This window comes from Ruegeria intermedia (genome assembly GCF_900129345.1).
In the GTDB taxonomy this organism is placed as follows: Bacteria; Pseudomonadota; Alphaproteobacteria; order Rhodobacterales; family Rhodobacteraceae; genus Ruegeria; species Ruegeria intermedia.
Map to the genome: position 1 here is coordinate 147,037 of NZ_FQVK01000003.1, position 24,536 is coordinate 171,572.

The following is a 24,536-nucleotide window of genomic DNA, read 5'->3' on the forward strand; positions in this document are numbered from 1 at the left end:
AGGTGGTTATAGTCCCGGGGATTTTGTCGGCGCAATTTGTTTTGGCGGGGCAGGGGGCTGTCTGCCCCCTCTTGGCCTGCGGCCAATTCACCCCCGAGGATATTTCGGGCCAGATGAAGCAATCAGTCGCGCAATGCTTTCAGCGCTTGGAGCAGATCCAGCGCCCCGTCATAAAGCGCGCGGCCCGAGATGGCTCCGTTCAGGTTTGCGCCGCAGTCGCGCAGGGCGATCAGGTCGTCGAGCGAGCTGACCCCGCCGCTGGCGATCACCGGGACCGAGACCGCGCGGGCCAGTTCGGCCGTGGCCTCGACATTGGGGCCTTGCATCGCGCCGTCGCGGTTGATGTCGGTGTAGATGATCGCCGCCACGCCCGCGTCTTCGAAGCTGCGCGCCAGGTCGCCCACCATCACGTCGGTTTCCTCGGCCCAGCCCTTGGTGGCGACCCGTCCGTTGCGCGCGTCGATGCCGACGGCGACCTGGCCGGGAAAGGCCTTGGCCGCCTGACGGACCAGATCGGGGTTCTCCACCGCCACCGTGCCCAGAATCACTCGGGCCAGCCCTTTGTCCAGCCAGGTCTCGATCGTGGCCATGTCGCGGATGCCGCCGCCCAGCTGGGCCGGCACGTTGCAGGATTTCAGGATCGCCTCGACCGGGGCGGCATTCACGGGTTCTCCGGCGAAGGCGCCGTTCAAGTCCACCAGATGCAGCCATTCGCAGCCGGCCTCGACAAAGGCGCGGGCCTGGGCGGCGGGGTCTTCGTTGAAGACCGTGGCCTTGTCCATCTCGCCGCGCAGAAGGCGTACGGCCTGGCCGTCTTTCAGGTCGATTGCGGGGTAGAGGATCATGTCGGGCGGCCTTTTCGTGACTGGTACTGGCGCGGGATATGGCACAGGCGGGGCAGGGGATGCAACGCGACGCAAAGTCAATCTTGCCCGAACGGGTGCCGGCGGTCAGACTGCCTGCAAAACAGGGAGGATACCATGAACAAACTTGCTTGGGCCGCTGCTGCGGTACTGGTCACCTTGGCCACCGGCGCACGGGCGGATGACCCGGTCGACGGGCTTTGGAAAACCCAGCCGGGGGATACCGGCGGATATCTGCACGTCTCGATCGGGCCTTGCGGCAGCGCCGTTTGCGGCACCATAGACAGTGCCTTCGACAAGGACGGAAACCAGCAGCTGGATTACGAGAACCTTGGCAAGAACATCATCTGGGACATGGTCGCGGATGGCGGCGGCAGCTATAGCGGCGGCAAGATCTGGGCGCCGGACCGGGACAAGACCTACAACTCCAAGATGTCGCTGGACGGTCAGAACAAGCTGACGGTCAAGGGTTGCGTCGCGGGCGGCCTGATCTGTCGCGGTCAGACCTGGACCCGCGTGCAGTAACCGGTCAGGGGGCCCAGGTCAGAAAGTTCCCGATCATCCGCAGGCCCACATCCTGGCTTTTTTCAGGGTGAAACTGCATCCCGATCATCGTGTCGCGGCCGATCACGGCCGTGACCGGCCCGCCATAGTCCACATGGGCCAGACGTTGCGCCGGATCGGCGACGCGGAAATGGTAGGAGTGGACGAAATAGACGTGATCGCCCGAGGTGACGCCGTTGAACACCGGGTGCTCGCTCTCGATCACCAGATCGTTCCACCCCATATGCGGAACCTTCAGCGCGCGGTCTTCGGGCTCGATCCGCACCACGTCCCCGGTCACCCAATTCAGGCCCGGCGTGTCGGTATATTCGCGGCCCGTGGTCGCCATCAGCTGCATGCCGACGCAGATGCCCAGGAATGGGCGGCCCTTCTGCTCGACCGCCTCGACCATCGCATCGTGGATGCCCTTGTGCCCGCGCAGCTCGGCCGCGCAGGCGGGAAAGGCGCCGTCGCCGGGCAGCACCAGCCGGTCGGCGCGCGCGACGACATCGGCATCCGAGGTCACGACGACCTCGCCCGCGTCCATCTCACGCGCCATGCGTTGAAACGCCTTTTCCGCCGAATGCAGGTTGCCGCTTTCGTAGTCGATGATCGCGGTCAGCATCTAGAGCGCGCCCTTGGTGGATGGGATTGCATCCCCCTTGCGCGGGTCGGTCTCGACCGCCTGGCGCAGGGCGCGGGCGACGGCCTTGAAGGCGGCCTCGGCGATGTGGTGACTGTTGAAGCCGTGCAACTGGTCGATATGCAGGGTGATGCCGCCATGGGTGGCCAGCGCCTGAAAGAACTCGCGCACCAACTCGGTGTCGAAACTGCCGATCTTGGGCGTCGGCAGGTCCACGTTCCACACCAGAAACGGTCGGCCGGACAGGTCCAGCGCGCAGCGCACCTGTGCGTCATCCATCGGCAGATGGCACTCGCCATACCGCCGGATGCCTTTCTTGTCTCCCAGCGCCTGCGTCAGCGCCTGACCCAACGCGATTCCGGTGTCTTCGACCGTGTGGTGATCGTCGATGTGATAATCGCCTTCGGCCCGGATCGTCATGTCGATCAGCGAATGGCGCGCCAGCTGGTCCAGCATGTGATCGAAGAACCCCACGCCGGTCCGGTTGTCATAGGTGCCGGTGCCGTCGAGATTGATCTCGACCGCGATCTCGGTCTCGGCGGTCTTGCGGCTGATCGAAGCTGTGCGCATTGGCGAAATCCTCTTGCTACAGGGGCGCTTATAGACGGGGACGGGCAGGGGATTCCAGTCAGATCGTTTCGGTCGCGGCCAACTGTTGCAGGGGATTGCGCCCGGCTGCCCGGCGTGCCAGCCTGCGCGCAAGGAAACAAACAAGGTCATTGAAAATGTCCACCTGCGTCTTCATCCAGATCCGCTGCAAACCCGGCACCACCTACAAGGTCGCCGAAGAAATCGCCCTGCGAGAGATCCATTCGGAGCTGTATTCGACCAGCGGAGAATGGGACCTGCTGCTCAAGCTCTATATCCCCAAGGATCAGGACGTGGGGCATTTCATCAACGAACGGCTGCTGGACATTCCCAACATCGAACGGTCGCTGACCACGATGACGTTCAAGGCGTTCTGAAAGCGCACACCGATCCGGCCGACATGCGGCTGGGTCGGACCCGACTTTGTGTTCGGAGAAAGTTGACATCTGGAGCGGGCGATGAGATTCGAACTCACGACCCTTACCTTGGCAAGGTAATGCTCTACCCCTGAGCTACGCCCGCAAACAGATATCTTGTATGACCTTTCGGTCCTCGTTGGAGCGGGCGATGAGATTCGAACTCACGACCCTTACCTTGGCAAGGTAATGCTCTACCCCTGAGCTACGCCCGCGCCGTCGAGTGAGGCGTGAACTATAAATTCTCGCGGAAAGCTGCAAGAGGAAAAACGCACGAAAGCCGAAAAAAATTTTTTCGACGGAACGGCGTCGAGCGGCCGTTCAAAACCTGAAACACCCGACTGAGACGTTGGTGGAGGTGAAATGAGGGGAAGGGTCGAAAATTTGAAGCTTGTGGCCTTGGCAGGCGCAATCCTGCTGGCGCTGATGGCCGGTCAGCCGGACAAGCACATGGAGTCAAAGGTTGTGATGCAAGTCCGGACGCCGGCGTCCAACAGCTGACAGGGTTTCGTCGTCAGGTTTTTGCCACTTTCGAAATTTAGTGTACTCAATAACCTATATTTGTCCGCAATCCGTGTCGTGATGCGTTCGTCCCGGATAGCTTGGAAGGAGTTGGTGAGGCATTGGATTTCTTCAATTTCGCGGGTCGTGGCGACATCGATGTTGCTGGCCGGGGCGGTCGGCTTCGTTGCGGTTGTGGCCGCGCCGGATGTTGCGGTTGCCAAGAACGGAAATGGCAACGGCAACGGCGGGGGCAAAGGCGGCGGCAACGATGGCGGCAAGGGCAAAGGGGCCGACAAGGCCGGCGACCGCGGAGGTGCTAAGAGCGGCAATTCCGGGCGCGGCAATGCCAGCAAAGGCAAGTCGGGTCAGGGCAAAGGTTTCTTGTCCGGATTGGGGCTGTCCAAGCCCAAAGCCGAGCGCAAGTCAGCCAAATCGAATAACCGCGCGACGCGGCAGAACGGGTTTGTGGCGAAACTGGACAACCTGTTCAAAGGGAAAAAGAAAGCCGGGACACCGGTCCGCAAGGCAAGGGTCGCACCCGTGACTGTGGTGGTGGAGGAACCCTATGCCAAACCCAACAAACACGGCAAGATCGCGTCCGAACTCAAGGGATTGAATGCTGCGCACGCCAGCCAGACGGCTTTGATGAACGCGGCTCCAAACAGCATGCCGGGCAAGCTTTACAGCTATCAGCAAAGCATATTAGGTTTTTCCGGCGCCGCCGAGGATCTTGAACAACGCGAACGGGAATTGGCCGACCTGCAAGGCCTGAGCGACTCCGAGATCGAAGACCAGTTCGCACCGACCGAGGAAGAAGCCGCCGACGGCATCACCGCGCAGGACAAGTATGAAGCCGCCGTGGCCGAGGCCGAACAGGCCGTGACCGAGGCCGAAGACGCGCTGGCCGAAGCTGACGATCCGCAAGAGGCGCTGGACACGCTGACCGGCGGCCGCGAGCTGTCGGATCCGGCGTTGCATGAACTGCACGACCTGTTGGGCCTGCCAGTGCCGATCGAGCAGGACGACGAGGTTTCGATCGACGACTCGCCGGACCAGTTGCCGCAACAACCCGTCGCGGCAACCAGCGACGGCTGACCGGGCCGAAACGAAAAAAGGCGCGCCGTGGGGCGCGCCTTCTATCTCGGGACGATACCGGTCACTCCAGTTCGATCAGTAGGTCCTTGGCGTCGATCTGGCCGCCGGGCTGGACATGCACCGCCTTCACGGTGGCGTCGCGCTCGGCATGGATGCCGGTTTCCATCTTCATCGCCTCGATGGTCAGCAGAAGGTCGCCTTCTTTGACCTCCTGGCCGGCGGTCACGGCAACGGTCGACACCACGCCCGGCATCGGCGCGCCGACATGGTTGGCGTTGCCCGGCTCGGCCTTGGGCCGCTGAATGGTCGAGGCCTGAACCATCCGGTTGGGCACCCGGATCACGCGGGGCTGACCATTCAGTTCGAAGAACACCTTCACCTCGCCCTTCTCGTCGGTTTCGCTGATCGCCTGGCACCGGATTTCCAGCGTCTTGCCGGGGTCGATCTCGGCCGAGATCTCCTCGCCCGGCTCCATGCCGTAGAAGAAGGTCTTGGTCGGCAGGGTGCGCACCGGGCCATAGATTCGGTGACGGCCCATGTAGTCCAGGAACACCTTGGGATACATCAGGTATCCGTTCAGGTCTTCGTCATCGACCTCCTTGCCCTCCAGCAGTTTCGACAGCTCGGCGCGGGTGGCCTCCAGATCGGTCGGCGGCAGATGCTTGCCGGGGCGTTCGGTGTTGGGCTTTTCGCCCTTCAACACCTTCTTGACGATCTTCTCCGGGAAGCCGCCCGGGGGCTGGCCCAGATTGCCGCGCATCATGTCGATGACCGAGTCCGGGAAGGCGACATCGACATCGGGGTCTTCGACCTGCTCGCGCGTCAGGCCCTGGCTGACCATCATCAGCGCCATGTCGCCCACCACTTTCGACGACGGCGTCACCTTGACGATGTCACCGAACATCTGGTTCACGTCCGCATACATCTGCGCCACCTCGTGCCAGCGTTCCTCCAGCCCCATCGAGCGCGCCTGCGCCTTGAGGTTGGTGAACTGGCCGCCCGGCATCTCGTGCAGATAGACCTCGGAGGCGGGGGCCTGCAGCCCGGATTCGAAGGCGGCGTATTGGGCGCGCACGGCCTCGAAATAATCGCTGATCTCGCGGATCGCCTTGATGTCCAGGCCGGTGTCGCGGTCGGTGTGGCGCAGGGCCTCGACCACGGTGCCCAGCGTCGCCTGGCTGGTATTGCCCGAGAAGCTGTCCATCGCGCAATCCACCACGTCCACGCCCGCCTCGCTGGCGGCCAGGATGGTGGCGCTGGCGATGCCGGCGGTGTCGTGGGTGTGGAAGTGGATCGGCAGGCCGACCTCTTCCTTCAGGGCGCGGATCAGCACCCGCGCGGCGGCAGGTTTCAGCAGGCCGGCCATGTCCTTGAGGCCCAGAACATGGGCGCCGGCGTCGCGCAGCTCCTTCGCCATGCCGACATAGTATTTCAGGTCATACTTGGCGCGGTTCGGGTCTAGGATATCGCCGGTATAGCAGACGGTGCCTTCGCAGATCTTGCCGTTCTCGATCACCGCATCCATCGCCACGCGCATGTTCTCGACCCAGTTCAGCGAGTCGAAGACGCGGAACACGTCGATGTTCTGCGCGGCCTGGCGCACGAATTCCTGCACCACGTTGTCGGGATAGTTGGTATAGCCCACACCATTGGCGCCGCGCAGCAGCATCTGGGTCATCAGGTTCGGCATGGCCTCGCGCAGGTCGCGCAGGCGCTGCCAGGGGCATTCCTGCAGGAAACGATAGGCCACGTCGAAGGTCGCCCCGCCCCAGCATTCGACGCTGAACAGCTGCGGCAGGTTCGCGGCATAGCTGGGTGCGACGCGGATCATGTCGATCGAGCGCATGCGGGTGGCCAGCAGCGACTGGTGCCCGTCGCGCATGGTGGTGTCAGTGATCAGCAACTGGCGCTGGGCCTTCATCCAGTCGGCCACGGCCTGCGGGCCTTTCTGTTCCAGCAGATTGCGCGTGCCCATCAGCGGTTCGGCCTTGGGCGCGGGGGGCTTGGGTTCCTTGAGGTCGGCACGCGGGCGCGGGCGATCCTTGGTCTCGGGGTGCCCGTTGACCGTGATGTCGGCGATATAGGTCAGAACCTTGGTGCCCCGGTCGCGGCGCTTCTTGAACTGGAACAGCTCGGGCGTCTCGTCGATGAATTTGGTGGTGTATTCGTTCGACAGAAAGGTCGGATGCTTCAGCAGGTTCTCGACGAAGGCGATGTTGGTGGAAACGCCGCGCACGCGGAACTCGCGCAGGGCGCGGTCCATCCGGGCGATCGCCTTTTCCGGCGTCGGCGCCCAGGCGGTGACCTTGGTCAGCAGCGAGTCGTAATACCGCGTGATCACCCCGCCGGCATAGGCCGTGCCGCCATCCAGCCGGATGCCCATGCCCGTGGCCGAGCGATAGGCCGTGATGCGCCCATAGTCGGGGATGAAGTTGTTGAGCGGGTCTTCGGTGGTGACGCGCGTCTGCAGCGCGTGGCCGTTCAGGCGGATTTCGTCCTGGCTGGCCTTGCCGGTGGCCTCGGCCAGGGTCTTGCCCTCGGCGATCAGGATCTGCGCCTGCACGATGTCGATGCCGGTAACCTCTTCGGTCACGGTGTGTTCGACCTGGACGCGCGGGTTCACCTCGATGAAGTAGAACTTGCCGGTTTCCATATCCATCAGGAATTCGACCGTACCGGCGCATTCATAGTTCACATGCGCGCAGATGCGGCGGCCCAGATCGCACAGCTCGGCGCGTTGCTCGTCGGTCAGATAGGGGGCAGGGGCGCGTTCCACGACTTTCTGATTGCGGCGCTGGACCGAGCAGTCGCGTTCATACAGGTGATAGATCTGCCCGTGCTTGTCGCCCAGGATCTGCACCTCGACATGGCGGGCGCGGGTGATCATCTTTTCCAGATAGCCTTCCCCATTGCCGAACGCGGCCTCGGCCTCTCGGCGGCCCTCCAGAACTTTTTCTTCCAGTTCGTCTTCGGAATGGATCGGGCGCATTCCGCGGCCGCCGCCGCCCCACGACGCCTTGAGCATCAGCGGATAGCCGATCTCGGCCGCTTCCTTGCGGATCGCGTCCATGTCGTCGCCCAGCACCTCGGTCGCGGGGATCACCGGCACGCCGGCGGCAATCGCCACCTTGCGGGCGCTGGCCTTGTCGCCCAGGGCGCGCATGGTTTCGGCCTTGGGGCCGATGAAAGTGATACCGTTCTGCACGCAGGCATCCACGAAATCGGGGTTTTCCGACAGCAGGCCATAGCCCGGGTGGATGGCGTCTGCGCCGCTTTCCTTGGCGACGCGGATGATCTCGTCGATCGACAGATAGGCCGCGACCGGGCCCAGGCCCTCGCCGATGCGATACGCCTCGTCCGCCTTGAACCGGTGCAGGCCCAGCTTGTCCTCCTCGGCATAAACGGCAACGGTGCGTTTGCCCATCTCGTTCGCGGCGCGCATCACGCGAATGGCAATCTCACCCCTGTTGGCGATCAGGATTTTCTTGAAGTCAGTCATGGCAAGTCCCGGTCTTTTGCATTTGGCCGTGTTAATAGACCGAGTTTGCACGCAGATATATCTGTAGTTCTGGGTAGAACCGGCATGTTATCGCTCGCAAACGCCGCCTATTGCGGCGTTTTATGGCACATGCTGCATCGCGGCATCAATGTTTGCGTTAACATCCGGCAGATCTTTTAGCGTTGCGGCACCCAATTGTCCCATATTTGCAAGCATGTCCTGCCGCAAAATGTCGATGACATGGGCCGGCCCATGCGCGCCCAATGCTGCAACGCCATAGAGGAACGCTCGCCCCAGCATGACCAGATCGGCGCCCAAGGCGCGCGCCCGCAGAATGTCCAGCCCGCCCGAAACGCCGCTGTCGAAGATCAGCGGCAGGTCGGTGGCGGCGCGGATGGCGGGCAGCATGTCGATGCTGGCCGGGGCGCCATCGAACTGGCGGCCGCCGTGATTCGACACCCACAGCGCGTCGATCCCGGCCTGTTTCAACCGCTCGGCATCCTCGGGGCGTAGCACGCCCTTGATGATGAACGGCCCCCGCCAGTGGTCGCGCAGCCACTTGACGTAATCCATGCCCGGAGAGGTCCTGAGCAGGTACCCGATATGTGCCGTGGGCGGCAGGTTGGCGGTGCCGTCGATATATTTGTCCAGCGTGCGCATCCGGGGCTTGCCGTGACGGGCCATGCCCCAGGCCCAGGCGGGCCGGGCGGCGATCTGCGCCAGCAGGCGTGGCGTCAGGCGCGGCGGATGGGTCAGGCCCGAGCGGGTCTGCCGTTCCCGGCGCGAGGCCACGGGCACATCGACGGTCAGCACCAGCGTTCCGAACCCGGCGGACCGGGCGCGGTTCAGCAGGTCGGCGCGAATCTCGGGGTCCTTGGGCGGGTACAGCTGGAACCAGGCGTCGGGTCCGATATGCGGGGCCATGTCCTCGGGGCTTTGGCTGGCGACGGTGGACAGAACATAGGGAATGCCCGCCTGCGCGGCGGCGCGCGCCATCAGCGCCTCGGCCCCCGGCCAGATCAGTCCGCACATCCCGATCGGAGCCATGCCGAAGGGCAGCGGATGGTCGCGCGCCAGAAAGCGGGTGCCGGTGTCGAATTCCAGCGGGCCTTTCAGGATGGCGGGCAGAAACCCGATGCGGTCCAGCGCCGCCCGGTTGCGTTTCAGCGCGGTCTCGGCCCCGGTGCCGCTGTCGACATAATCCCAGACAAAACGCGGCAGCCGACGGCGTGCGCGGCGCTTCAGATGCTCGATGCCCGGATAGGTGCTGTGCAGGTCCATGCAGATTGATCCGACCTGCCGCGCGATTCGGCAAGGGTTTCAGCCGGATGCAGCCCGCGCCCGACGGCTCCACCGGCGCTGCGAAAGAAATTCGCATAACCGTGCGAACAAGCCGTGAACAAACCCTTTCCCTCGGCGCGCTTCCGGCTTAGTTTGGGCGCATGAGCAGTTTCGATGAAAATGACGCCTTCGAAGGCGCCTCGCTGTCGGCCCGCGCCATGGCCGCGCTTCGGCCCGAGGCGGACTACTTGAATGAATTGAACCCGGCGCAGCGGGAAGCGGTCGAGCTGTTGGATGGTCCGATCCTGATGCTGGCCGGGGCAGGCACCGGCAAGACCAAGGCCCTGACCACCCGAATTGCGCATCTGCTGAATACCGGCCGGGCCCGTCCGAACGAGATTCTGGCCGTGACCTTCACCAACAAGGCCGCGCGCGAGATGAAGGAACGGGTGGGTCGCCTGCTGGGCCAGCCCGCCGAGGGGATGCCGTGGCTGGGCACCTTTCACTCGATCTGCGTCAAGCTGCTGCGCCGCCATGCGGAACTGGTGGACCTCAAGTCGAACTTCACCATTCTGGACACCGACGACCAGTTGCGATTGCTCAAGCAACTGGTGCAGGCCGCCAATATCGACGACAAGCGCTGGCCTGCGCGGATGCTGGCCGGCATCATCGACGACTGGAAGAACCGCGCCCTGACGCCCGACAAGGTGCCCGCCGCCGATGCCGGGGCCTACAACGCCAAGGGCGTCGAGCTTTACGCTCAATACCAGACCCGCCTGCGCGAGCTGAACGCGGTGGATTTCGGCGACCTGCTGTTGCACATGGTCACCATCTTCCAGACCCACCCGGACGTGCTGGAGCAATACCAGCGCTGGTTCCGCTACATCCTTGTGGACGAATATCAGGACACCAACATCGCCCAATACCTGTGGCTGCGGCTGTTGGCGGGCGGGCACAAGAACATCTGCTGCGTGGGCGACGACGACCAGTCGATCTATGGCTGGCGCGGGGCCGAGGTGGGCAACATCCTGCGTTTTGAGAAAGACTTTCCCGGGGCCCATGTGGTGCGGCTGGAGCAGAACTATCGCTCGACCCCGCATATCCTCGCCGCCGCCTCGAACGTCATCCGTGGCAATGAAAGCCGTCTGGGCAAGGAGTTGTGGACCGACAAGCCCGAGGGCGAAAAGGTCCGCCTGATCGGCCATTGGGATGGCGAGGAAGAGGCCCGCTGGATCGGCGAAGAGATCGACGCCATGCAGGGCGGCACCCGTGGCGTGCGGCCCATGTCCTTGGATGAAATCGCCATCCTCGTGCGCGCCAGCCATCAGATGCGCGCCTTCGAGGACCGGTTCCTGACCATCGGCCTGCCCTACAAGGTGATCGGCGGCCCGCGTTTCTATGAACGGATGGAGATCCGCGATGCCATGGCCTATTTCCGGCTGGTGGTTTCGCCCGAGGATGATCTGGCCTTCGAGCGGATCGTGAACACCCCCAAGCGCGGCCTTGGCGACAAGGCGCAGCAGACGATCCAGCGCACCGCGCGTGAACATGGCGTGTCACTGGTTCAGGGCGCGCGGATCGCTTTGGAGCAAGGGCTGATCAAGGGCAAAGGCGGCGCGGCTCTGCGCGAACTGGTCGAAGGGCTGGCGCGTTGGAACGCGATGACCCGCGGCCCCCGGATCGAGTTCGAGGACGATTCGGTCATCGACGACGGCACCGCGCCCGTGCGCTATGGCCTGCCCGAGGTGTCGCATATCGAACTGGCGCAGATCGTGCTGGACGAATCCGGCTATACCGCCCACTGGCAGAACGACAAGACGCCCGAGGCGCCGGGCCGCCTGGAAAACCTTAAAGAACTGGTGAACCAACTGGACAATTTCGAGAACCTGCAAGGGTTCCTGGAGCATGTCAGCCTGGTGATGGACAACGAACAGGACAGCGGCGGGCCCAAGGTCTCGATCATGACCCTGCACGCGGCCAAGGGGCTGGAGTTTCCCGCCGTGTTCCTGCCGGGCTGGGAGGACGGGCTATTCCCCTCGCAACGGTCGATGGACGAATCCGGGCTCAAGGGGCTCGAGGAAGAACGGCGGCTGGCCTATGTGGGCATCACCCGCGCCGAAGAGGTCTGCACCATTTCCTTCGCCGCCAACCGGCGCGTGTTCGGGCAATGGCAGAACGCGATGCCTTCGCGTTTCATAGACGAATTGCCCGAGGATCATGTCGAGGTTCTGACGCCTCCGGGCCTCTATGGCGGCGGCCAGATGTCGGCTGGCATCGAGAGCCGCGCGGCGCAGGCCAATGTCTACAACTCGCCGGGCTGGAAGCGGATGCAGGCGCGGCAGGGGCAATACGGCATGTCGCAGCCCCGCGAATCCCGCAACACCGTGATCGACGCGACCGCCGTGGCCAGCTTTACCCTGGGCGAGCGGGTGTTCCACCAGAAGTTCGGCTATGGCGGCGTGGTCGGGATCGAAGGGGACAAGGTCGAGGTCGAGTTCGACAAGGCCGGGACCAAGAAGGTCGTCGCCCGGTTCCTGTCTGCCAAGGACGACGTGCCGTTCTGATCCGGCGGAATGTGCCTTGCGGCACATGCTCGACTGTTTTGGTTGGCGCCCGGGCCTGCCCGTGGCGCCTTTTTCATGCCTGAAAGAAAGAAACGGCGGTTCCCAGGGAGGAGGAGGGGGAACCGCCGTTCTTGGCAACATCAGAGCAGGGAGGAGGAGGGCCCTGATGTATCCGAACCCGGGTTTTCCCCGGTATTTGAAGTGCGCGGTGACACCAGGGAGGAGGAGGGGTACCACCGCGCTCTTTTCACATCGGGAAGGGAGGAGGAGAACCCGATGCATCCGTTCCCGGGGGCTGCCCCGGTATCTCGAAGTGCGCGGCGACGTCAGGGAGGAGGAGGACGCCGCCGCGCGCTTTCAACATCAGGGCAGGGAGGAGGAGAGCCCCGATGTATCGGCTTCCGGCAGGTTGGGGCCGGTATAGGGTGCGGCAGCATCAGGGAGGAGGAGAGATGCTGCCGCTGAAATACAGGTCCTGTGGGAGGAGGAGTGGACCTGATCTCGGTATTTCGATGCGCTCAGCGCGCGTATTGTTCCTCGGCGGCCTGCATGGCCAGGCGGCGGATCATCGAGCGGTGCAGGCCCAGATCGGCCAGTTCGCGATCCGACAGCTCGGACAGTTCGTTCACGGTCTGGCGGTACAGGCGGTACCGTGCGAAACGGGTTTTTGCAGCTTCGATCAGCGACGCGAAGCGGAATGCCGAGGCGCTTTTGACTGCGCTGTTGGTGGATGCGACTGCCATGTTCGTTACCTAATCCGTTTGAGTGACTGCCGCGTGTCCACGGCGTTTGCTTGAGACTGAAAATAGTCGAATGCTGCAGGCGCACAATACCGAACGCCCTCAATGCCGCTATGCAGCAAATGCATAGATTGACGGGGAAATCCCGTTGCGGCCCAAAGATGCCAATAAAATATGGGTTTTCCGCAGATGCCCTGTAGTTGTCACGGCATCGGGCAAAACTCGCCTTGCCAATCTTGCCGAAAATTTCCGCGCGTAAAGCTGAGATTTCAGCGTTTCTGAGATGCCTTGAACTCGGGCAGGTCGCGTCAACGGGTGTGCATGGGATCAGATGGGAGATGCGGGATTTCGTGGGATAGGCCTGGAAAACGCCTTGGTTCGCCGGGCTGAGAGGCGCAGTGATTCGCATCGATCAGAGTGATTTCGCCAAAGAATTCGGTTTCGGTGATGGGCGCCTGAAAAAAGTTGGGAATTCATGGGAAAAAGTCTTCAGTGAAGAATTGAACTATATATTGTGTGCTAATAGGAACAACCTACAACTAGAGGTGTAAGTGAGCTGTTTGAAGATTTGCAGAATGAGTGCTATCCCAGTGTGGATTCGGATTCGGGGAAAATTTCTCATTGATTTCCATGAATTCCCATGGCATCCCTTATTCATCCGATGAGGACGAGGCACATGGGGCGCCAAACGACCCCGAACCAACGATAATCAGGTTTCATACAGGCATCTCGCTTTCATCACTCAACAGATCCGGCGCGCGGGCGAGCAGACATCCCCCCCCCAGGTGGCGCGCGCAGCTGGACATCCCGCAAAGCGGGTCAATGCGGCGGGTTGATCGGTGGCAGCAGATCAACCCGCCGTTTTTCATCCGGGGGACGCGATTTTTGGTGGGGCGCAAGCGAAAGGGACAGTCGTCTTGGCGCGCAGGTTCAGAGGTGAAAGCCACCACAAGGTGGATGCGAAGGGCAGGGTGTCGATCCCGGCCTCGTTTCGCCGCGTGCTCGAGGCCTCGGACCCCAACTGGCAGCCCGGCGGCAACCCCGAACTGGTGATCGTCTATGGCGACCATCGCCGTAAATACCTTGAATGCTATACGATGGAGGCGATCGACGAGGTCGATGCCAAGATCGACGCGCTGCCGCGCGGTTCGATGCAGCGAAAGATGCTGCAGCGCCTGTTCCATGGCCAGTCCTTCCCGACCACTGTCGATGAAACCGGACGCCTTGTCCTTCCGGCCAAGCTGCGCAACAAGATCGGGCTGGAGGGCGAGGCGTTCTTCATCGCCGCGGGCGACACGTTCCAGATCTGGAAGCCCGAGACCTACGAGGCCGAGGAGCTGGCCGCCACCGAGGAATGGCTGGACGAACTGCCCGAGGATTTCGATCCGATGCAGTTCCTCGACGGCATCGAAGGTGCGTGACGGCATGGCCGGCGCGGATCACACTCCAAGCGACAAGCCCCATATTCCCGTTCTGCTGCGCCCGTTGCTGGACGCAGTCCAGCCGGTTTCCGGCGTCTGGCTGGATGGTACCTTTGGTGCGGGTGGATACACGCGAGGGCTGCTCGAGGCCGGCGCCGACAAGGTGATCGGTGTCGATCGGGACCCATTGGCGTTTGCAATGGCTGCAGATTGGGCGGCGGAATATGGCGACCGGCTGGTGATGCAGCCGGGGGTTTTTTCGCGCATGGATGAATATGCCAGCGACCTCGACGGCGTGGTGCTGGACCTTGGTGTCTCGTCCATGCAACTTGACCAGGCCGAGCGTGGCTTTTCCTTCATGAAAGACGGCCCGCTGGACATGCGCATGAGCCAGGAGGGCGAAAGCGCTGCCGATCTGGTCAACTCGGCCACCGAGGCGCAACTGGCCGACATCCTGTTCCACTATGGTGAGGAACGGGCCAGCCGCCGCATCGCGCGCGCCATCGTCAAGGCCCGTACCGAGGCGCCCATCACCACCACCCTGCGTCTGGCCGAGATCGTAGAATCCTGCCTGCCGCGCGCCAAGCCTGGGCAGTCTCATCCGGCCACGCGGTCGTTCCAGGCGCTGCGCATTGCGGTGAATGCCGAATACGAGGAACTGTTCCAGGGCCTGATGGCCGCCGAGCGCGCGTTGAAGCCGGGCGGACAGCTGGCGGTGGTCACTTTCCACTCGGTCGAGGACCGGATGGTCAAACGCTTTCTGCAGTCGCGCGCGGGCAAGACCGGCCGTGCCAACCGCTATGCGCCCGAGATCCAGCAGGATCAGCCGCAATTCACATTGAAGACCCGCAAGGCCATCGGCCCCGACGCGCAGGAGTTGCAGGACAACCCGCGCGCGCGCTCGGCCAAGTTGCGGGTTGCTGTTCGTACCGATGCTCCGGCGGGGGAAATTGATGCCCGCGCCATCGGCATGCCCATGATTGGGGGAAAGGCAAGATGAAGAGTATTCTGTTTGTATTGACCGCCTTGGGTGTTTTCGGGCTGGCCCTGTGGGCCTATCAGGAAAACTACCGCACCCAACAGGTATTGAAGGAAACCCAATCCTTGCAGCGCCAGATCGGCGCGGCGCAGGCGCGGCTGGCGATATTGCAGGCCGAATGGGCCTATCTGAACCGCCCCGACCGACTACGTGAACTGGCCGACCTGAATTTCGAGCGTCTGGGCCTGCTGCCGCTGCGCGCCGAGCAATTCGGGCGCGCCGACCAGATCGCCTATGCCGAGGATCCCGACCTGCCTATCGCCGACCCGATCGAATTGCAGGCGATCACCGACACTCAGGCCCTGGGCGAGGTGCAGATCCCATGATCCGAACGCCGCTCCGCCCGCTTGCCCGCGTGCTCGAAGCCCGCGCCCGTGGCGAAAACCCCAAGGTGATCGAGCGCGAGAACATCCGCCGCCGCCATGAGGAAATGAAGGACCGCGCCCGCGCCCGCGCCGAGGGGCGGTTGTTGGTGCTGGGCGTGTTCTTCTTTCTGGCCTTCGGCGTGGTGGGATTCCGCATGGGTGTTCTGGCCACGTCCGAGGCGCAAGAGCCCGTCGCCAGCGCCCCCGGCGCCTCGATCGCCATGCAGCGGGCCAATATCGTCGACCGGCACGGGCGGATCCTGGCCACCAATCTGGATACCTATTCGGTCTATGCCCAGCCGCCGTTGATGATCGACCCGATCGGCGCCGCGGAAAAGCTGGCCGCGATCTTCCCCGATCTGGACAAGGAGCGCCTGATCAAGGACTTCACCGGCAAGCGCAAATTCCTGTGGATCAAGAAACGTATCTCTCCCGAGCAGAAGCAGGCGGTGCATGACATCGGCGATCCGGGCATCCTGTTCGGCCCCCGCGAGATGCGGCTCTATCCCAACGGCCGGCTGGCCGCGCATATTCTGGGCGGGTCGGGCTTTGGGCGCGAAGGCGTCTCGGCCGCCGAGGTGATCGGCGTGGCCGGGGTGGAAAAGCAGTTTGACGACTATCTGCGCGACCCGGCCAACGGCAACAAGCCGCTGCAGCTGTCGCTGGACCTGACGGTCCAGGCGGCGGTGGAACAGGTGCTGGACGGCGGCATGAAGATCATGAACGCCAAGGGCGCCTCGGCCGTGCTGATGAACGCCCATACCGGCGAAGTGATTGCTGCGGCGTCGCTGCCCTCGTTCGACCCGAACGACCGTCCGCGCCCGCCGACCTCGGGGTTTGATCCCTCGGACAGCCCGCTGTTCAACCGCTATGTGCAGGGCGTGTACGAACTGGGCTCGGTCTTCAAGATCTTCACCGCCGCGCAGGCGGTCGATCTGGGGCTGGTCAATGCCGACACGATCATCGACACCTCGGGCCCGATGAAAATCGGGCGGTTTCCGATCGGCGAATTCAACGGCAAGGATTACGGCAAGATCAGCGTGACCGATGTGATCGTGCACAGTTCGAACCGCGGCACGGGGCGGCTGGCGCTGCAGATCGGCGCCGAGCGCCAGCAACAGTTCTTGGATGCGCTGGGCATGTTCGACCCCACCCCGTTCGAGATCGTCGAGGCCAAGGGCGGGGTGCCGCTCAAGCCCAGGAAATGGGGTGAATTGAGCACCGTCACCATTTCCTACGGCCACGGCCTGTCGACCAGCCCGATGCATCTGGCGGCGGGCTATGCGGCCATTGCCAATGGCGGCCATTATGTCAGCCCCACGATCCTGCGCCGCAACGGGCCGCATTACGGGCCGCGCGTGATGTCGGAAAATGCCGCACGGCAATCGCTGATGATGCTGCGCAAGGTGGTGACGGACGGAACCGCCAGCTTTGGTGACGTGCCGGGCTATGCCGTGGCCGGCAAGACCGGCACCGCCGACAAGCCCAAACCACGCGGCGGATACTATGATGACAAGGTGATCGCCACTTTTGCCTCGGTCTTTCCGGCCTATGATCCGAAATACGTTCTGGTCGTGGCGCTGGACGAACCGTCGATCCTGGCCTACGGCGAAAAGCGCCGCACGGCAGGCTGGACGGCGGTGCCCGTGGCGGCCGAGCTGATCGGCCGCATCGCGCCGCTGCTGGGCCTGCGTCCGCGGCTTGAGCCTGAGGATCGCGCTGCTATAACGCTGACCTCGAATTAGGCAGTCCGACAGAGGTGGGTCATGGGCGCAAGGTCAAAGAAACTCAGCCAGCTGGCCCTGACCGCGCGCGGCGGTGCCGACCCCGAGATTGCCGGGCTGGCCGTGGACAGCCGTCAGGTCAAGGACGGCTTTCTGTTCGCGGCACTGCCGGGGACGCGCGTGCATGGGGGCGAATTCATTCAATACGCCCTGCGCATGGGGGCTGCGGCCATCCTGACCGATGCCGAAGGCGCGCGGATCGCCGCCGATGAACTGGCCGCCTCGGACGCCGCCCTGGTGGTGGTGCAGGACCCACGCCAGTCGCTGGCATATACCGCCGCGTTGTGGTTCGGGGCGCAGCCGCGCACCATGGTGGCGGTCACCGGCACCAACGGCAAGACCTCGATTTCGACCTTCGTGCGCCAGATCTGGACCGAGCTGGGCCACATGGCCGTCAATCTCGGCACCACAGGGGTCGAGGGCGCCTGGACCGCACCGCTGGCCCACACGACCCCCGAACCCATCACCCTGCATCGCTGTCTGGCCGAGGCTGCCGAGGCCGGCGTGACCCACGCCGCGATGGAGGCCTCGTCGCACGGCCTGGAACAGCGCCGGCTGGACGGCGTGCACCTGACGGCGGCGGGGTTTTCGAATTTCACCCAGGATCACCTGGACTATCACGCGACGTTCGAGGCGTATTTCGCCGCCAAGGCCGGCCTGTTCGACCGGGTTCTGCCGCAGGACGGAACGGCCGTGATCAACATGGATGATCCGAAAGGGGCCGCGATCCGTGACATTGCGCAGGCGCGCGGTCAGACAGTTTTGACCGTAGGCAGTGGGGATGTCGATCTTTGCCTGTTGAACCAAAGGTTTGACGCTACCGGGCAGGATCTGCGCTTTGCCTGGCGCGGCAAGACCTTCCAGACCCGGCTGAACCTGATCGGCGGGTTCCAGGCCGAAAACGTTCTGCTGGCCTGCGGGCTGGTCATTGCCAGCGGAGACGAGCCCGACCATGTCTTTGACACCCTGCCGCATCTGACCACGGTGCGGGGGCGGATGCAGTTGGCGGCAACCCGCAGCAACGGGGCGGCTGTATTCGTCGACTACGCGCACACGCCCGACGCCGTGGCCACCGCGTTGCAGGCGCTGCGTCCGCATGTGATGGGCCGGTTGATCGCCATCGTCGGCGCAGGCGGCGACCGCGACGCGACCAAGCGCCCGCTGATGGGGCGGGCCGCGGCCGAGAACGCCGATATCGTCTTTGTCACCGACGACAACCCGCGCTCGGAAGACCCCGCCGCCATCCGCGCTGCGGTGATGGCCGGGGCCCCCGACGCGACCGAGATTGCCGATCGGGCCGAGGCCATCCTGCGCGGCATCGATGCATTGCAGCCGGGCGATGCGCTGCTGATCGCGGGCAAGGGGCACGAGACCGGGCAGATCGTGGGTGACCAGGTTCTGCCCTTCGATGATGTGGAACAGGCCAGCATCGCCGTGGCCGCACTGGACGGGAGGGTCGCATGACGCTCTGGACCGCATCCGAGGCCGCCGCCGCGACGGGCGGACGGGCCACGACCGACTGGCAGGCGGGCGGTGTGTCGATCGACACGCGCACGCTGCAACCGGGCGACCTGTTCGTGGCGTTGAAGGCGGCGCGCGACGGGCATGATTTCGTGGCGCAGGCGCTGGAAAAAGGGGCTGCCGCCGCGCTGGTGTCGCGCGTGCCCGACGGTGTGGCCGCAGATGCGCCATTGTTGATCGTCGATGACGTGCAGACCGCGCTAGAGGCGTTGGGCCGCGCCGCCCGTGACCGGTGCAAGGCCCGCGTGGTTGGGGTGACGGGCAGTGTCGGTAAGACCTCGACCAAGGAGATGCTGGCGACCATCCTGTCGGATCAGGGCCGCACCCATGCCAGCGTTGCCAGCTACAACAACCATTGGGGCGTGCCGCTGACTCTGGCCCGGATGCCGCGCAACACCGAATATGCGGTGATCGAGATCGGCATGAACCACCCCGGCGAAATTGCGCCCCTGGCGCGGCAGGCCCGCCCGCATGTGGCGCTGGTCACCACCGTCGCCGCGGTTCACTTGGAGGCGTTCGAGTCGGTTGCTGGCATTGCTCACGAAAAGGCCGCTATCTTCGAAGGGTTGGAGGCCGGCGGCACCGCCATCGTGAACGCCGACCTGGATCATACCGACATCTTGCGCACATGCGCCGCCCGGCACGGCGCGGTGATCGTGGATTTCGGCCGCACCGCATCGGATTATCGGCTGACCGGCGTGACCCAGTCGCCCACGGACATTCACGTGACCGCCGAGGCCATGGGCCAGGCTATTTCCTTCGATGTGCAATCTGCGGGGACGCATTTTGCCATGAACGGCCTGGGCGCGCTTGCCGCTTGTGTCGCGCTGGGCATCGATCTGGACGCGGCCATCTCCGGCCTGGCCAAATGGGCGCCGGTCACGGGGCGGGGCGTGCGCGAGATTCTGACACTGCCGGATGGCGGGCAGATCGAACTGCTGGATGACAGCTACAACGCCAATCCGACCTCGATGGCGGCGGCGCTGGATGTGTTGGCGGCGGCGCAGGGCGCACGGCGCATCGCCTTTTTGGGCGACATGAAGGAGTTGGGGCCGCAAGAGCATGCCATGCACGCGTGCTTGGCCGATGCGCCGGCCATGGCACGGATCGACAAGGTGCATTGCATCGGCCCGTTGATGCGGGCGCTGCACGAGGCCCTGCCCGAGGACAAGCGTGGCCTGTGGTTCGAAACCAGCACCGAAATGGCCCGGCATCTGCCGGGGCTGGTGCAGGCGGGCGATGCGGTTCTGGCAAAGGGTTCGCTGAGCATGGCGCTGGCACGGATTGTTGACGGATTGCGGAAATTGGGGCAAGTGGGCGCGCTTGATGCATGACCACCCATGACCGCCATGTAAGAAAGGCTTTTGGATGCTCTATTGGTTGACCGCCCTGTCGGACGGAGGGGATTTTTTCAACCTCTTCCGCTACATCACGTTCCGCGCAGGCGGCGCCTTTCTGACGGCTCTGATCTTTGGCTTCCTGTTCGGCAAGCCGTTGATCAACGTGCTGCGCCGGAAACAAGGCAAGGGTCAGCCGATTCGGGATGACGGCCCCGAGGGGCACTTTACCAAGGCCGGCACGCCCACGATGGGCGGGCTGCTGATTGTCGGTGCTCTGGTGACCTCCACGCTGATTTGGGCTCGGTGGGACAACCCCTATGTCTGGATGGTTCTTTTCGTCACGCTGGCCTATGCGGCCATCGGATTCGCGGACGACTATGCCAAGGTGTCGAAGCAGAATACCAAGGGCGTTTCAGGAAAAATGCGTCTGGCTTTGGGCATCATCATCGCCGCGCTGGCCGCGCTGTGGGCGACGCTGCACCATCCGGAAATGCTGCAGAACCAGCTGGCCGTGCCGATCTTCAAGGACACGCTGATCAATTTGGGGATCTTCTACATTCCGTTCTCGATCGTGGTGATCGTGGGGGCGGCGAATGCCGTCAACCTGACCGACGGACTGGACGGGCTGGCCATCATGCCCGCGATGATCGCGGCCTCGACCTTGGGCGTGATAGCCTATGCGGTGGGTCGCGTCGACTTTACCGAATATCTGGACGTGCACTATGTGCCCGGCACGGGTGAGATCCTGATCTTCACTGCCGCGCTGTTTGGAGGCGGTCTTGGGTTCCTGTGGTACAACGCGCCGCCCGCCGCGGTGTTCATGGGCGATACTGGATCATTGGCGCTGGGCGGCGCGCTGGGTGCGATCGCGGTGGCGACCAAGCACGAGCTGGTGCTGGCGATCGTCGGCGGCCTGTTCGTGGTCGAGGCGCTGAGCGTGATCATCCAGGTGCTGTATTTCAAACGCACCGGGCGGCGGGTCTTCCTGATGGCCCCGATCCATCACCACTATGAGAAAAAAGGCTGGGCCGAGCCGACCATCGTGATCCGGTTCTGGATCATCTCGTTGATCCTGGCGATGATTGGTCTGGCCACGCTGAAGGTCCGGTAGGGCTCCCGCCGGGCGCGGTGGGCCGGCGGCCCGCATGTACCCGTTGGGCCCGGCTCGCGCCAAAGGCGCGAGCCTGACGCCGCCCTTGCCAAGGGTCAATTCTTCGGTACAGGGTGGCGGCGCATTGGCAGATGGAAGAAGGTGCGCGGCATGATCCCGGTCAAAGGGTTTTCAGGACATAAGGTTGCGGTTCTGGGGCTGGGTCGGTCGGGCCTGGCCACGGCGCGCGCATTGCGGGCCGGTAGGGCCGAGCCGGTCTGCTGGGATGACAACCCTGCCGCGCGCGAAAAGGCCGAGGCCGAGGGCTTCGTGTGTCAGGACCTGAGACGGCAGGGCGCCTTTGACGCGATCGCCACGTTGATCGTATCGCCCGGCATTCCCCATCTTTATCCCGAACCCAACCCGGTTGTTGCCGCCGCGTTGCAGGCCGGGGTCCCGGTCGACAACGACATCGGTCTGTTCTTCCGCTCGTTGGGTGGTGCCGAATGGGACAAGTTTGACGTGCCGCCGCGCGTGGTCGCCGTCACCGGTTCGAACGGGAAATCGACCACGGCGGCGTTGATCCACCACATCCTGACCCAGTCGGGGCGCGAGGCGCAGCTGGCGGGCAATATCGGGCGCGGCGTGCTGGATATCGACCCCGGCGGTGATGGATCGGTGGTGGTGCTGGAGCTTTCCAGCTATCAGACCGAGCTGGCGCGTGCGCTGACGCCCGACGTGGCGGTGTTCACCAATCTCTCGCCCGACCATCTGGACCGGCACGGGGGCATGGGCGGCTATTTCGCCGCCAAGCGCCGCCTGTTCTCAGAAGGTGGCCCAGACCGTGCCGTGATCGGCGTGGACGAGATCGAAGGCGCGTTTCTGGCCGGTCAACTGGCCGAAGGGCCGGGCGACGACCGGGTGATCCGAGTCTCGGTGGCGCGCAAATTGGCCGGGCCCGGCTGGCAGGTCTTTGCCCGCAAGGGGTTCCTGTCGGAATACCGCAAGGGGCGGCAGGCCGCTTCGATCGACCTGCGCGGCATCAAGGGCCTGCCCGGAACCCACAACCACCAGAACGCGTGTTCGGCCTATGCCGCCTGCCGCGCGTTGGGGCTGGCGCCCAAGATGATCGAGGACGCGCTGCACAGCTATCCGGGTCTGCCGCACCGCAGCCAGATCATCGCCGAGGCAAACGGCGTGACCTTCGTGAATGACTCCAAGGCCACCAATGTCGACAGCGCGGTCAAGGCGCTGGGCGCGTTCAAGAAGATCCGCTGGATCTGCGGCGGGCTCGAGAAAGAGGGCGGTATCGCCGCGCTGAACGACGCGACCGAAGAGGTTCTGTGCGCCTATGTGATCGGGCGCGAGGCGGCCGCGTTCGCCATGCAATTGTCGGTCGAAACCCGCGTCTGCACCACCATGGCCGCGGCGGTTGAGCAGGCCATGCAGGACGCTGCACCGGGTGAAACCATACTGCTGGCCCCAGCAGCGGCCAGTTTCGACCAGTATGACAATTTCGAACAGCGCGGCGACGACTTTGTGGCACAGGTGAAGCGGCGGTTGTGATCCCGGCGTTTGCAATGAACCGCCGATTGCGCCAAGGTGAACCGCCATCGGCTTGACGCGCCTGAAGTTTCCGGATTTGCGTCAGGCGAAACAGACACGAGGTCACAATGATGCTGAACCGCAAGCTTTCCCTGATCCTGCCCGCGCTTCTGGCTGTGGCGGCCTGCGCTGATGTCGGCGCGAACTATCAGCCTATCGTCGATGGCCCGGTCAGCCCCAACTACAATGCCGACCTGGCCCAGTGTCAGGCCCTTGCGCGCCAGCAGGGCACCGTCGATGCCAATACCGCGCGCAGTGCCGCCATCGGTGCGGCCGGGGTGGCCGGCACCAAGGCCATCATCGACGACAGCGCCAGCGATCTGGGCCGCGCGGCCGTGGCCGGCGCATTGGTGGGCGCGGGCGCCAGTGCCATCTCGAACACGCAGAAGCAGGAAGTCATCGTGCGCAACTGCATGCGCGGGCGCGGCTACAACGTCGTAGGCTGAACGCGACCGGCGATTGCTTTTCCGGCGGCGTGGCCCGAGGACCACGCCCACTGGAAATTGTATCCGCCCAGCCATCCGGTGACATCCACCGCTTCACCAATCGCAAAGAGGCCGGGGACATCCCTGGCCTCCATCGTTTTGGAGGACAGGCCGTCCGTGTCGATGCCGCCCAAGGTGACCTCGGCGGTGCGGTACCCCTCGGTGCCTGCGGGGGTCAGCACCCAGTTGGACAGCGCATCGGTCAGCGCCTGCAGCGCCGCATCCGATTGATCGGCCAGGTTGCCGTGCATCGGGATCCGGGCGCTCAGATACTCGACCAGGCGGGTGGGCAGGTGGCGCGCGAGTTCCGTGGTCAGGGCCTTGCGGCCGGCGCTTTGCCGCCGTTCGCGCAGCAGGTCGAACAGGGGCAGGTCGGGGATCAGGTTGACCCGGATCGCCTCGCCCTCGCGCCAGTATGAGGACAGTTGCAGAACCGCCGGCCCGCTCAGGCCGCGATGGGTGAACAGCAGCGCCTCGTCGAAACTTGCGCGCGCATTCGACAGTCGCGCGGGGACGGACACACCGGACAGGTCCTTGAACCGCCCATCCGGGAAGGTGAAGGGCACCAGGGCCGCGCGGGTTTCAGTCACGCGCAGGCCGAACTGCGCGGCGATGTCATAGGCCAGCCCGGTTGCGCCCATTTTGGGGATGGATTTGCCGCCGGTGGCCAGCACCAGGTTGGCGCAGCTCAGGTCATGCCGAGCGCCCTCGCGCTCGACCGACAGGGAAAACCCGGTTTCGGTCTTGCGCAGATCGCGCAGCGACGTGTGCAACCACAGCTCGGCGCCTGCGCGGTCTATCTCGGCCAGCAGCATGGCGATGATCTGCTTCGATGAACCGTCGCAGAACAGCTGCCCCAGCGTCTTTTCGTGCCAGGCGATGCCGTGACGACCCACAAGGTCGATGAAATCCCATTGCGTGTATCGCGCCAGCGCCGACTTGCAGAAATGCGGGTTCTGCGACAGAAAGTTCTGTGGTCCGGCATGGAGGTTGGTGAAGTTGCACCGCCCCCCGCCCGAGATGCGGATCTTTTCCCCCGGCGCCTTCGCGTGATCGATCACCAGCACACGCCCGCCGCAATGGGCGGCGCACATCATGCCGGCGGCTCCGGCGCCCAGTATGATCGTGTCAAATCGCATGCCCCGCCCTT

Annotated in this window: 20 protein-coding genes and 2 tRNA genes; 13 read left to right on the plus strand and 9 right to left on the minus strand. The window is 64.1% G+C overall.

Annotation, left to right across the window (positions count from 1 at the left end):
• Window positions 1-122: 122 nt before the first annotated feature.
• Window positions 123-845, minus strand: coding sequence for a 1-(5-phosphoribosyl)-5-[(5-phosphoribosylamino)methylideneamino]imidazole-4-carboxamide isomerase (gene hisA / locus F3H26_RS03650; protein ID WP_149774716.1), 723 nt, complete (start codon window positions 843-845; stop codon window positions 123-125).
• 135 nt (window positions 846-980) lie between these two features.
• Between hisA and F3H26_RS03655 the strand changes: the two genes are divergently transcribed.
• The gene (locus F3H26_RS03655; RefSeq protein ID WP_149774717.1) at window positions 981-1,388 is read left to right on the plus strand and encodes a DUF2147 domain-containing protein; all 408 of its coding nucleotides are present in this window, start codon (window positions 981-983) and stop codon (window positions 1,386-1,388) included.
• Window positions 1,389-1,392: 4 nt separating this feature from the next.
• Here F3H26_RS03655 and hisH read toward each other — a convergent pair whose 3' ends face one another.
• The gene (gene hisH / locus F3H26_RS03660) at window positions 1,393-2,031 is read right to left on the minus strand and encodes an imidazole glycerol phosphate synthase subunit HisH (RefSeq protein ID WP_149774718.1); all 639 of its coding nucleotides are present in this window, start codon (window positions 2,029-2,031) and stop codon (window positions 1,393-1,395) included.
• A complete protein-coding gene (hisB, locus tag F3H26_RS03665; protein WP_149774719.1) occupies window positions 2,032-2,619 on the minus strand; it encodes an imidazoleglycerol-phosphate dehydratase HisB in 588 nt (195 codons plus the stop codon).
• 155 nt (window positions 2,620-2,774) lie between these two features.
• Here hisB and F3H26_RS03670 point away from each other — a divergent pair, with 155 nt between their 5' ends.
• Entirely contained in the window at window positions 2,775-3,014 is a 240-nt protein-coding gene (locus F3H26_RS03670) for an Lrp/AsnC ligand binding domain-containing protein (RefSeq protein WP_149774720.1), read from the plus strand.
• Between the two features lie 70 nt (window positions 3,015-3,084).
• Here F3H26_RS03670 and F3H26_RS03675 read toward each other — a convergent pair.
• Together F3H26_RS03675 and F3H26_RS03680 are read right to left on the minus strand one after the other, a co-directional pair.
• Window positions 3,085-3,159: transfer RNA gene (locus F3H26_RS03675), tRNA-Gly, on the minus strand.
• Between the two features lie 34 nt (window positions 3,160-3,193).
• Window positions 3,194-3,268: transfer RNA gene (locus F3H26_RS03680), tRNA-Gly, on the minus strand.
• 307 nt (window positions 3,269-3,575) lie between these two features.
• On the opposite strand from F3H26_RS03680, the gene F3H26_RS03685 reads away from it, so the two are divergent.
• The gene (locus F3H26_RS03685; protein ID WP_223162421.1) at window positions 3,576-4,652 is read left to right on the plus strand and encodes a hypothetical protein; all 1,077 of its coding nucleotides are present in this window, start codon (window positions 3,576-3,578) and stop codon (window positions 4,650-4,652) included.
• A 61-nt stretch (window positions 4,653-4,713) separates the two neighbouring features.
• On the opposite strand, the gene F3H26_RS03690 is transcribed toward F3H26_RS03685, so the two are convergent.
• Window positions 4,714-8,151 carry a pyruvate carboxylase gene (locus F3H26_RS03690; protein ID WP_149774722.1) on the minus strand — a complete coding sequence of 1,146 codons (3,438 nt, stop codon included), beginning with the start codon at window positions 8,149-8,151 and terminating at the stop codon, window positions 4,714-4,716.
• A 120-nt stretch (window positions 8,152-8,271) separates the two neighbouring features.
• Entirely contained in the window at window positions 8,272-9,432 is a 1,161-nt protein-coding gene (locus F3H26_RS03695; RefSeq protein ID WP_149774723.1) for an alpha-hydroxy acid oxidase, read from the minus strand.
• Window positions 9,433-9,593: 161 nt separating this feature from the next.
• Here F3H26_RS03695 and F3H26_RS03700 point away from each other — a divergent pair, with 161 nt between their 5' ends.
• Complete coding sequence (locus F3H26_RS03700) at window positions 9,594-11,996, plus strand: ATP-dependent helicase (RefSeq protein WP_149774724.1); 2,403 nt, start codon at window positions 9,594-9,596, stop codon at window positions 11,994-11,996.
• Window positions 11,997-12,514: 518 nt separating this feature from the next.
• Here the strand turns inward: F3H26_RS03700 and F3H26_RS03705 are convergent.
• A complete protein-coding gene (locus F3H26_RS03705; protein ID WP_149774725.1) occupies window positions 12,515-12,739 on the minus strand; it encodes a DUF1127 domain-containing protein in 225 nt (74 codons plus the stop codon).
• A 950-nt stretch (window positions 12,740-13,689) separates the two neighbouring features.
• Between F3H26_RS03705 and mraZ the strand changes: the two genes are divergently transcribed.
• The 9 genes from mraZ (at window position 13,690) to F3H26_RS03750 (ending at window position 23,347) form a co-directional block, all read left to right on the plus strand.
• Complete coding sequence (mraZ, locus tag F3H26_RS03710; protein WP_040634211.1) at window positions 13,690-14,157, plus strand: division/cell wall cluster transcriptional repressor MraZ; 468 nt, start codon at window positions 13,690-13,692, stop codon at window positions 14,155-14,157.
• Between the two features lie 4 nt (window positions 14,158-14,161).
• Window positions 14,162-15,157: a 16S rRNA (cytosine(1402)-N(4))-methyltransferase RsmH gene (gene rsmH / locus F3H26_RS03715; protein WP_149774726.1), complete on the plus strand. Its 996-nt coding sequence runs from the start codon at window positions 14,162-14,164 to the stop codon at window positions 15,155-15,157.
• On the plus strand, window positions 15,154-15,522 hold the full coding sequence (ftsL, locus tag F3H26_RS03720) for a cell division protein FtsL (protein WP_005977416.1): 369 nt from the start codon (window positions 15,154-15,156) through the stop codon (window positions 15,520-15,522). The genes rsmH and ftsL overlap by 4 nt, the downstream gene beginning before the upstream one ends.
• Window positions 15,519-17,306: a peptidoglycan D,D-transpeptidase FtsI family protein gene (locus tag F3H26_RS03725; protein ID WP_149774727.1), complete on the plus strand. Its 1,788-nt coding sequence runs from the start codon at window positions 15,519-15,521 to the stop codon at window positions 17,304-17,306. Before ftsL ends, F3H26_RS03725 begins: the two co-directional genes overlap by 4 nt.
• 21 nt (window positions 17,307-17,327) lie before the next feature.
• Window positions 17,328-18,809 carry a UDP-N-acetylmuramoyl-L-alanyl-D-glutamate--2,6-diaminopimelate ligase gene (locus F3H26_RS03730; RefSeq protein ID WP_149774728.1) on the plus strand — a complete coding sequence of 494 codons (1,482 nt, stop codon included), beginning with the start codon at window positions 17,328-17,330 and terminating at the stop codon, window positions 18,807-18,809.
• The gene (locus F3H26_RS03735; protein ID WP_149774729.1) at window positions 18,806-20,200 is read left to right on the plus strand and encodes a UDP-N-acetylmuramoyl-tripeptide--D-alanyl-D-alanine ligase; all 1,395 of its coding nucleotides are present in this window, start codon (window positions 18,806-18,808) and stop codon (window positions 20,198-20,200) included. The genes F3H26_RS03730 and F3H26_RS03735 overlap by 4 nt, the downstream gene beginning before the upstream one ends.
• Before the next feature lie 34 nt (window positions 20,201-20,234).
• Entirely contained in the window at window positions 20,235-21,317 is a 1,083-nt protein-coding gene (gene mraY, locus F3H26_RS03740; protein WP_149774730.1) for a phospho-N-acetylmuramoyl-pentapeptide-transferase, read from the plus strand.
• A gap of 150 nt (window positions 21,318-21,467) precedes the next feature.
• Window positions 21,468-22,862, plus strand: coding sequence for a UDP-N-acetylmuramoyl-L-alanine--D-glutamate ligase (gene murD, locus F3H26_RS03745; protein ID WP_149774731.1), 1,395 nt, complete (start codon window positions 21,468-21,470; stop codon window positions 22,860-22,862).
• A 107-nt stretch (window positions 22,863-22,969) separates the two neighbouring features.
• Window positions 22,970-23,347, plus strand: a complete 378-nt coding sequence (locus F3H26_RS03750) for a glycine zipper family protein (RefSeq protein WP_149774732.1) — start codon at window positions 22,970-22,972, stop codon at window positions 23,345-23,347.
• Here F3H26_RS03750 and F3H26_RS03755 read toward each other — a convergent pair.
• Entirely contained in the window at window positions 23,329-24,525 is a 1,197-nt protein-coding gene (locus tag F3H26_RS03755) for a BaiN/RdsA family NAD(P)/FAD-dependent oxidoreductase (protein ID WP_149774733.1), read from the minus strand. The genes F3H26_RS03750 and F3H26_RS03755 overlap by 19 nt on opposite strands.
• Between the last annotated feature and the right edge of the window lie 11 nt (window positions 24,526-24,536).

What these genes read in the sequence shown, in the direction of transcription:
- F3H26_RS03750 (WP_149774732.1), top strand. Translation starts at nt 22,970, where the DNA reads ATGATGCTGAACCGCAAGCTTTCCCTGATCCTGCCCGCGCTTCTGGCT.
- F3H26_RS03655 (WP_149774717.1), top strand. Translation starts at nt 981, where the DNA reads ATGAACAAACTTGCTTGGGCCGCTGCTGCGGTACTGGTCACCTTGGCC.
- F3H26_RS03725 (WP_149774727.1), top strand. Translation starts at nt 15,519, where the DNA reads ATGATCCGAACGCCGCTCCGCCCGCTTGCCCGCGTGCTCGAAGCCCGC.
- murD (WP_149774731.1), top strand. Translation starts at nt 21,468, where the DNA reads ATGATCCCGGTCAAAGGGTTTTCAGGACATAAGGTTGCGGTTCTGGGG.
- F3H26_RS03755 (WP_149774733.1), bottom strand. Translation starts at nt 24,525, where the DNA reads ATGCGATTTGACACGATCATACTGGGCGCCGGAGCCGCCGGCATGATG.
- hisB (WP_149774719.1), bottom strand. Translation starts at nt 2,619, where the DNA reads ATGCGCACAGCTTCGATCAGCCGCAAGACCGCCGAGACCGAGATCGCG.
- F3H26_RS03690 (WP_149774722.1), bottom strand. Translation starts at nt 8,151, where the DNA reads ATGACTGACTTCAAGAAAATCCTGATCGCCAACAGGGGTGAGATTGCC.
- F3H26_RS03705 (WP_149774725.1), bottom strand. Translation starts at nt 12,739, where the DNA reads ATGGCAGTCGCATCCACCAACAGCGCAGTCAAAAGCGCCTCGGCATTC.
- F3H26_RS03670 (WP_149774720.1), top strand. Translation starts at nt 2,775, where the DNA reads ATGTCCACCTGCGTCTTCATCCAGATCCGCTGCAAACCCGGCACCACC.
- ftsL (WP_005977416.1), top strand. Translation starts at nt 15,154, where the DNA reads ATGAAGAGTATTCTGTTTGTATTGACCGCCTTGGGTGTTTTCGGGCTG.
- hisH (WP_149774718.1), bottom strand. Translation starts at nt 2,031, where the DNA reads ATGCTGACCGCGATCATCGACTACGAAAGCGGCAACCTGCATTCGGCG.
- mraY (WP_149774730.1), top strand. Translation starts at nt 20,235, where the DNA reads ATGCTCTATTGGTTGACCGCCCTGTCGGACGGAGGGGATTTTTTCAAC.
- F3H26_RS03735 (WP_149774729.1), top strand. Translation starts at nt 18,806, where the DNA reads ATGACGCTCTGGACCGCATCCGAGGCCGCCGCCGCGACGGGCGGACGG.
- F3H26_RS03700 (WP_149774724.1), top strand. Translation starts at nt 9,594, where the DNA reads ATGAGCAGTTTCGATGAAAATGACGCCTTCGAAGGCGCCTCGCTGTCG.
- F3H26_RS03695 (WP_149774723.1), bottom strand. Translation starts at nt 9,432, where the DNA reads ATGGACCTGCACAGCACCTATCCGGGCATCGAGCATCTGAAGCGCCGC.
- F3H26_RS03730 (WP_149774728.1), top strand. Translation starts at nt 17,328, where the DNA reads ATGGGCGCAAGGTCAAAGAAACTCAGCCAGCTGGCCCTGACCGCGCGC.
- rsmH (WP_149774726.1), top strand. Translation starts at nt 14,162, where the DNA reads ATGGCCGGCGCGGATCACACTCCAAGCGACAAGCCCCATATTCCCGTT.
- hisA (WP_149774716.1), bottom strand. Translation starts at nt 845, where the DNA reads ATGATCCTCTACCCCGCAATCGACCTGAAAGACGGCCAGGCCGTACGC.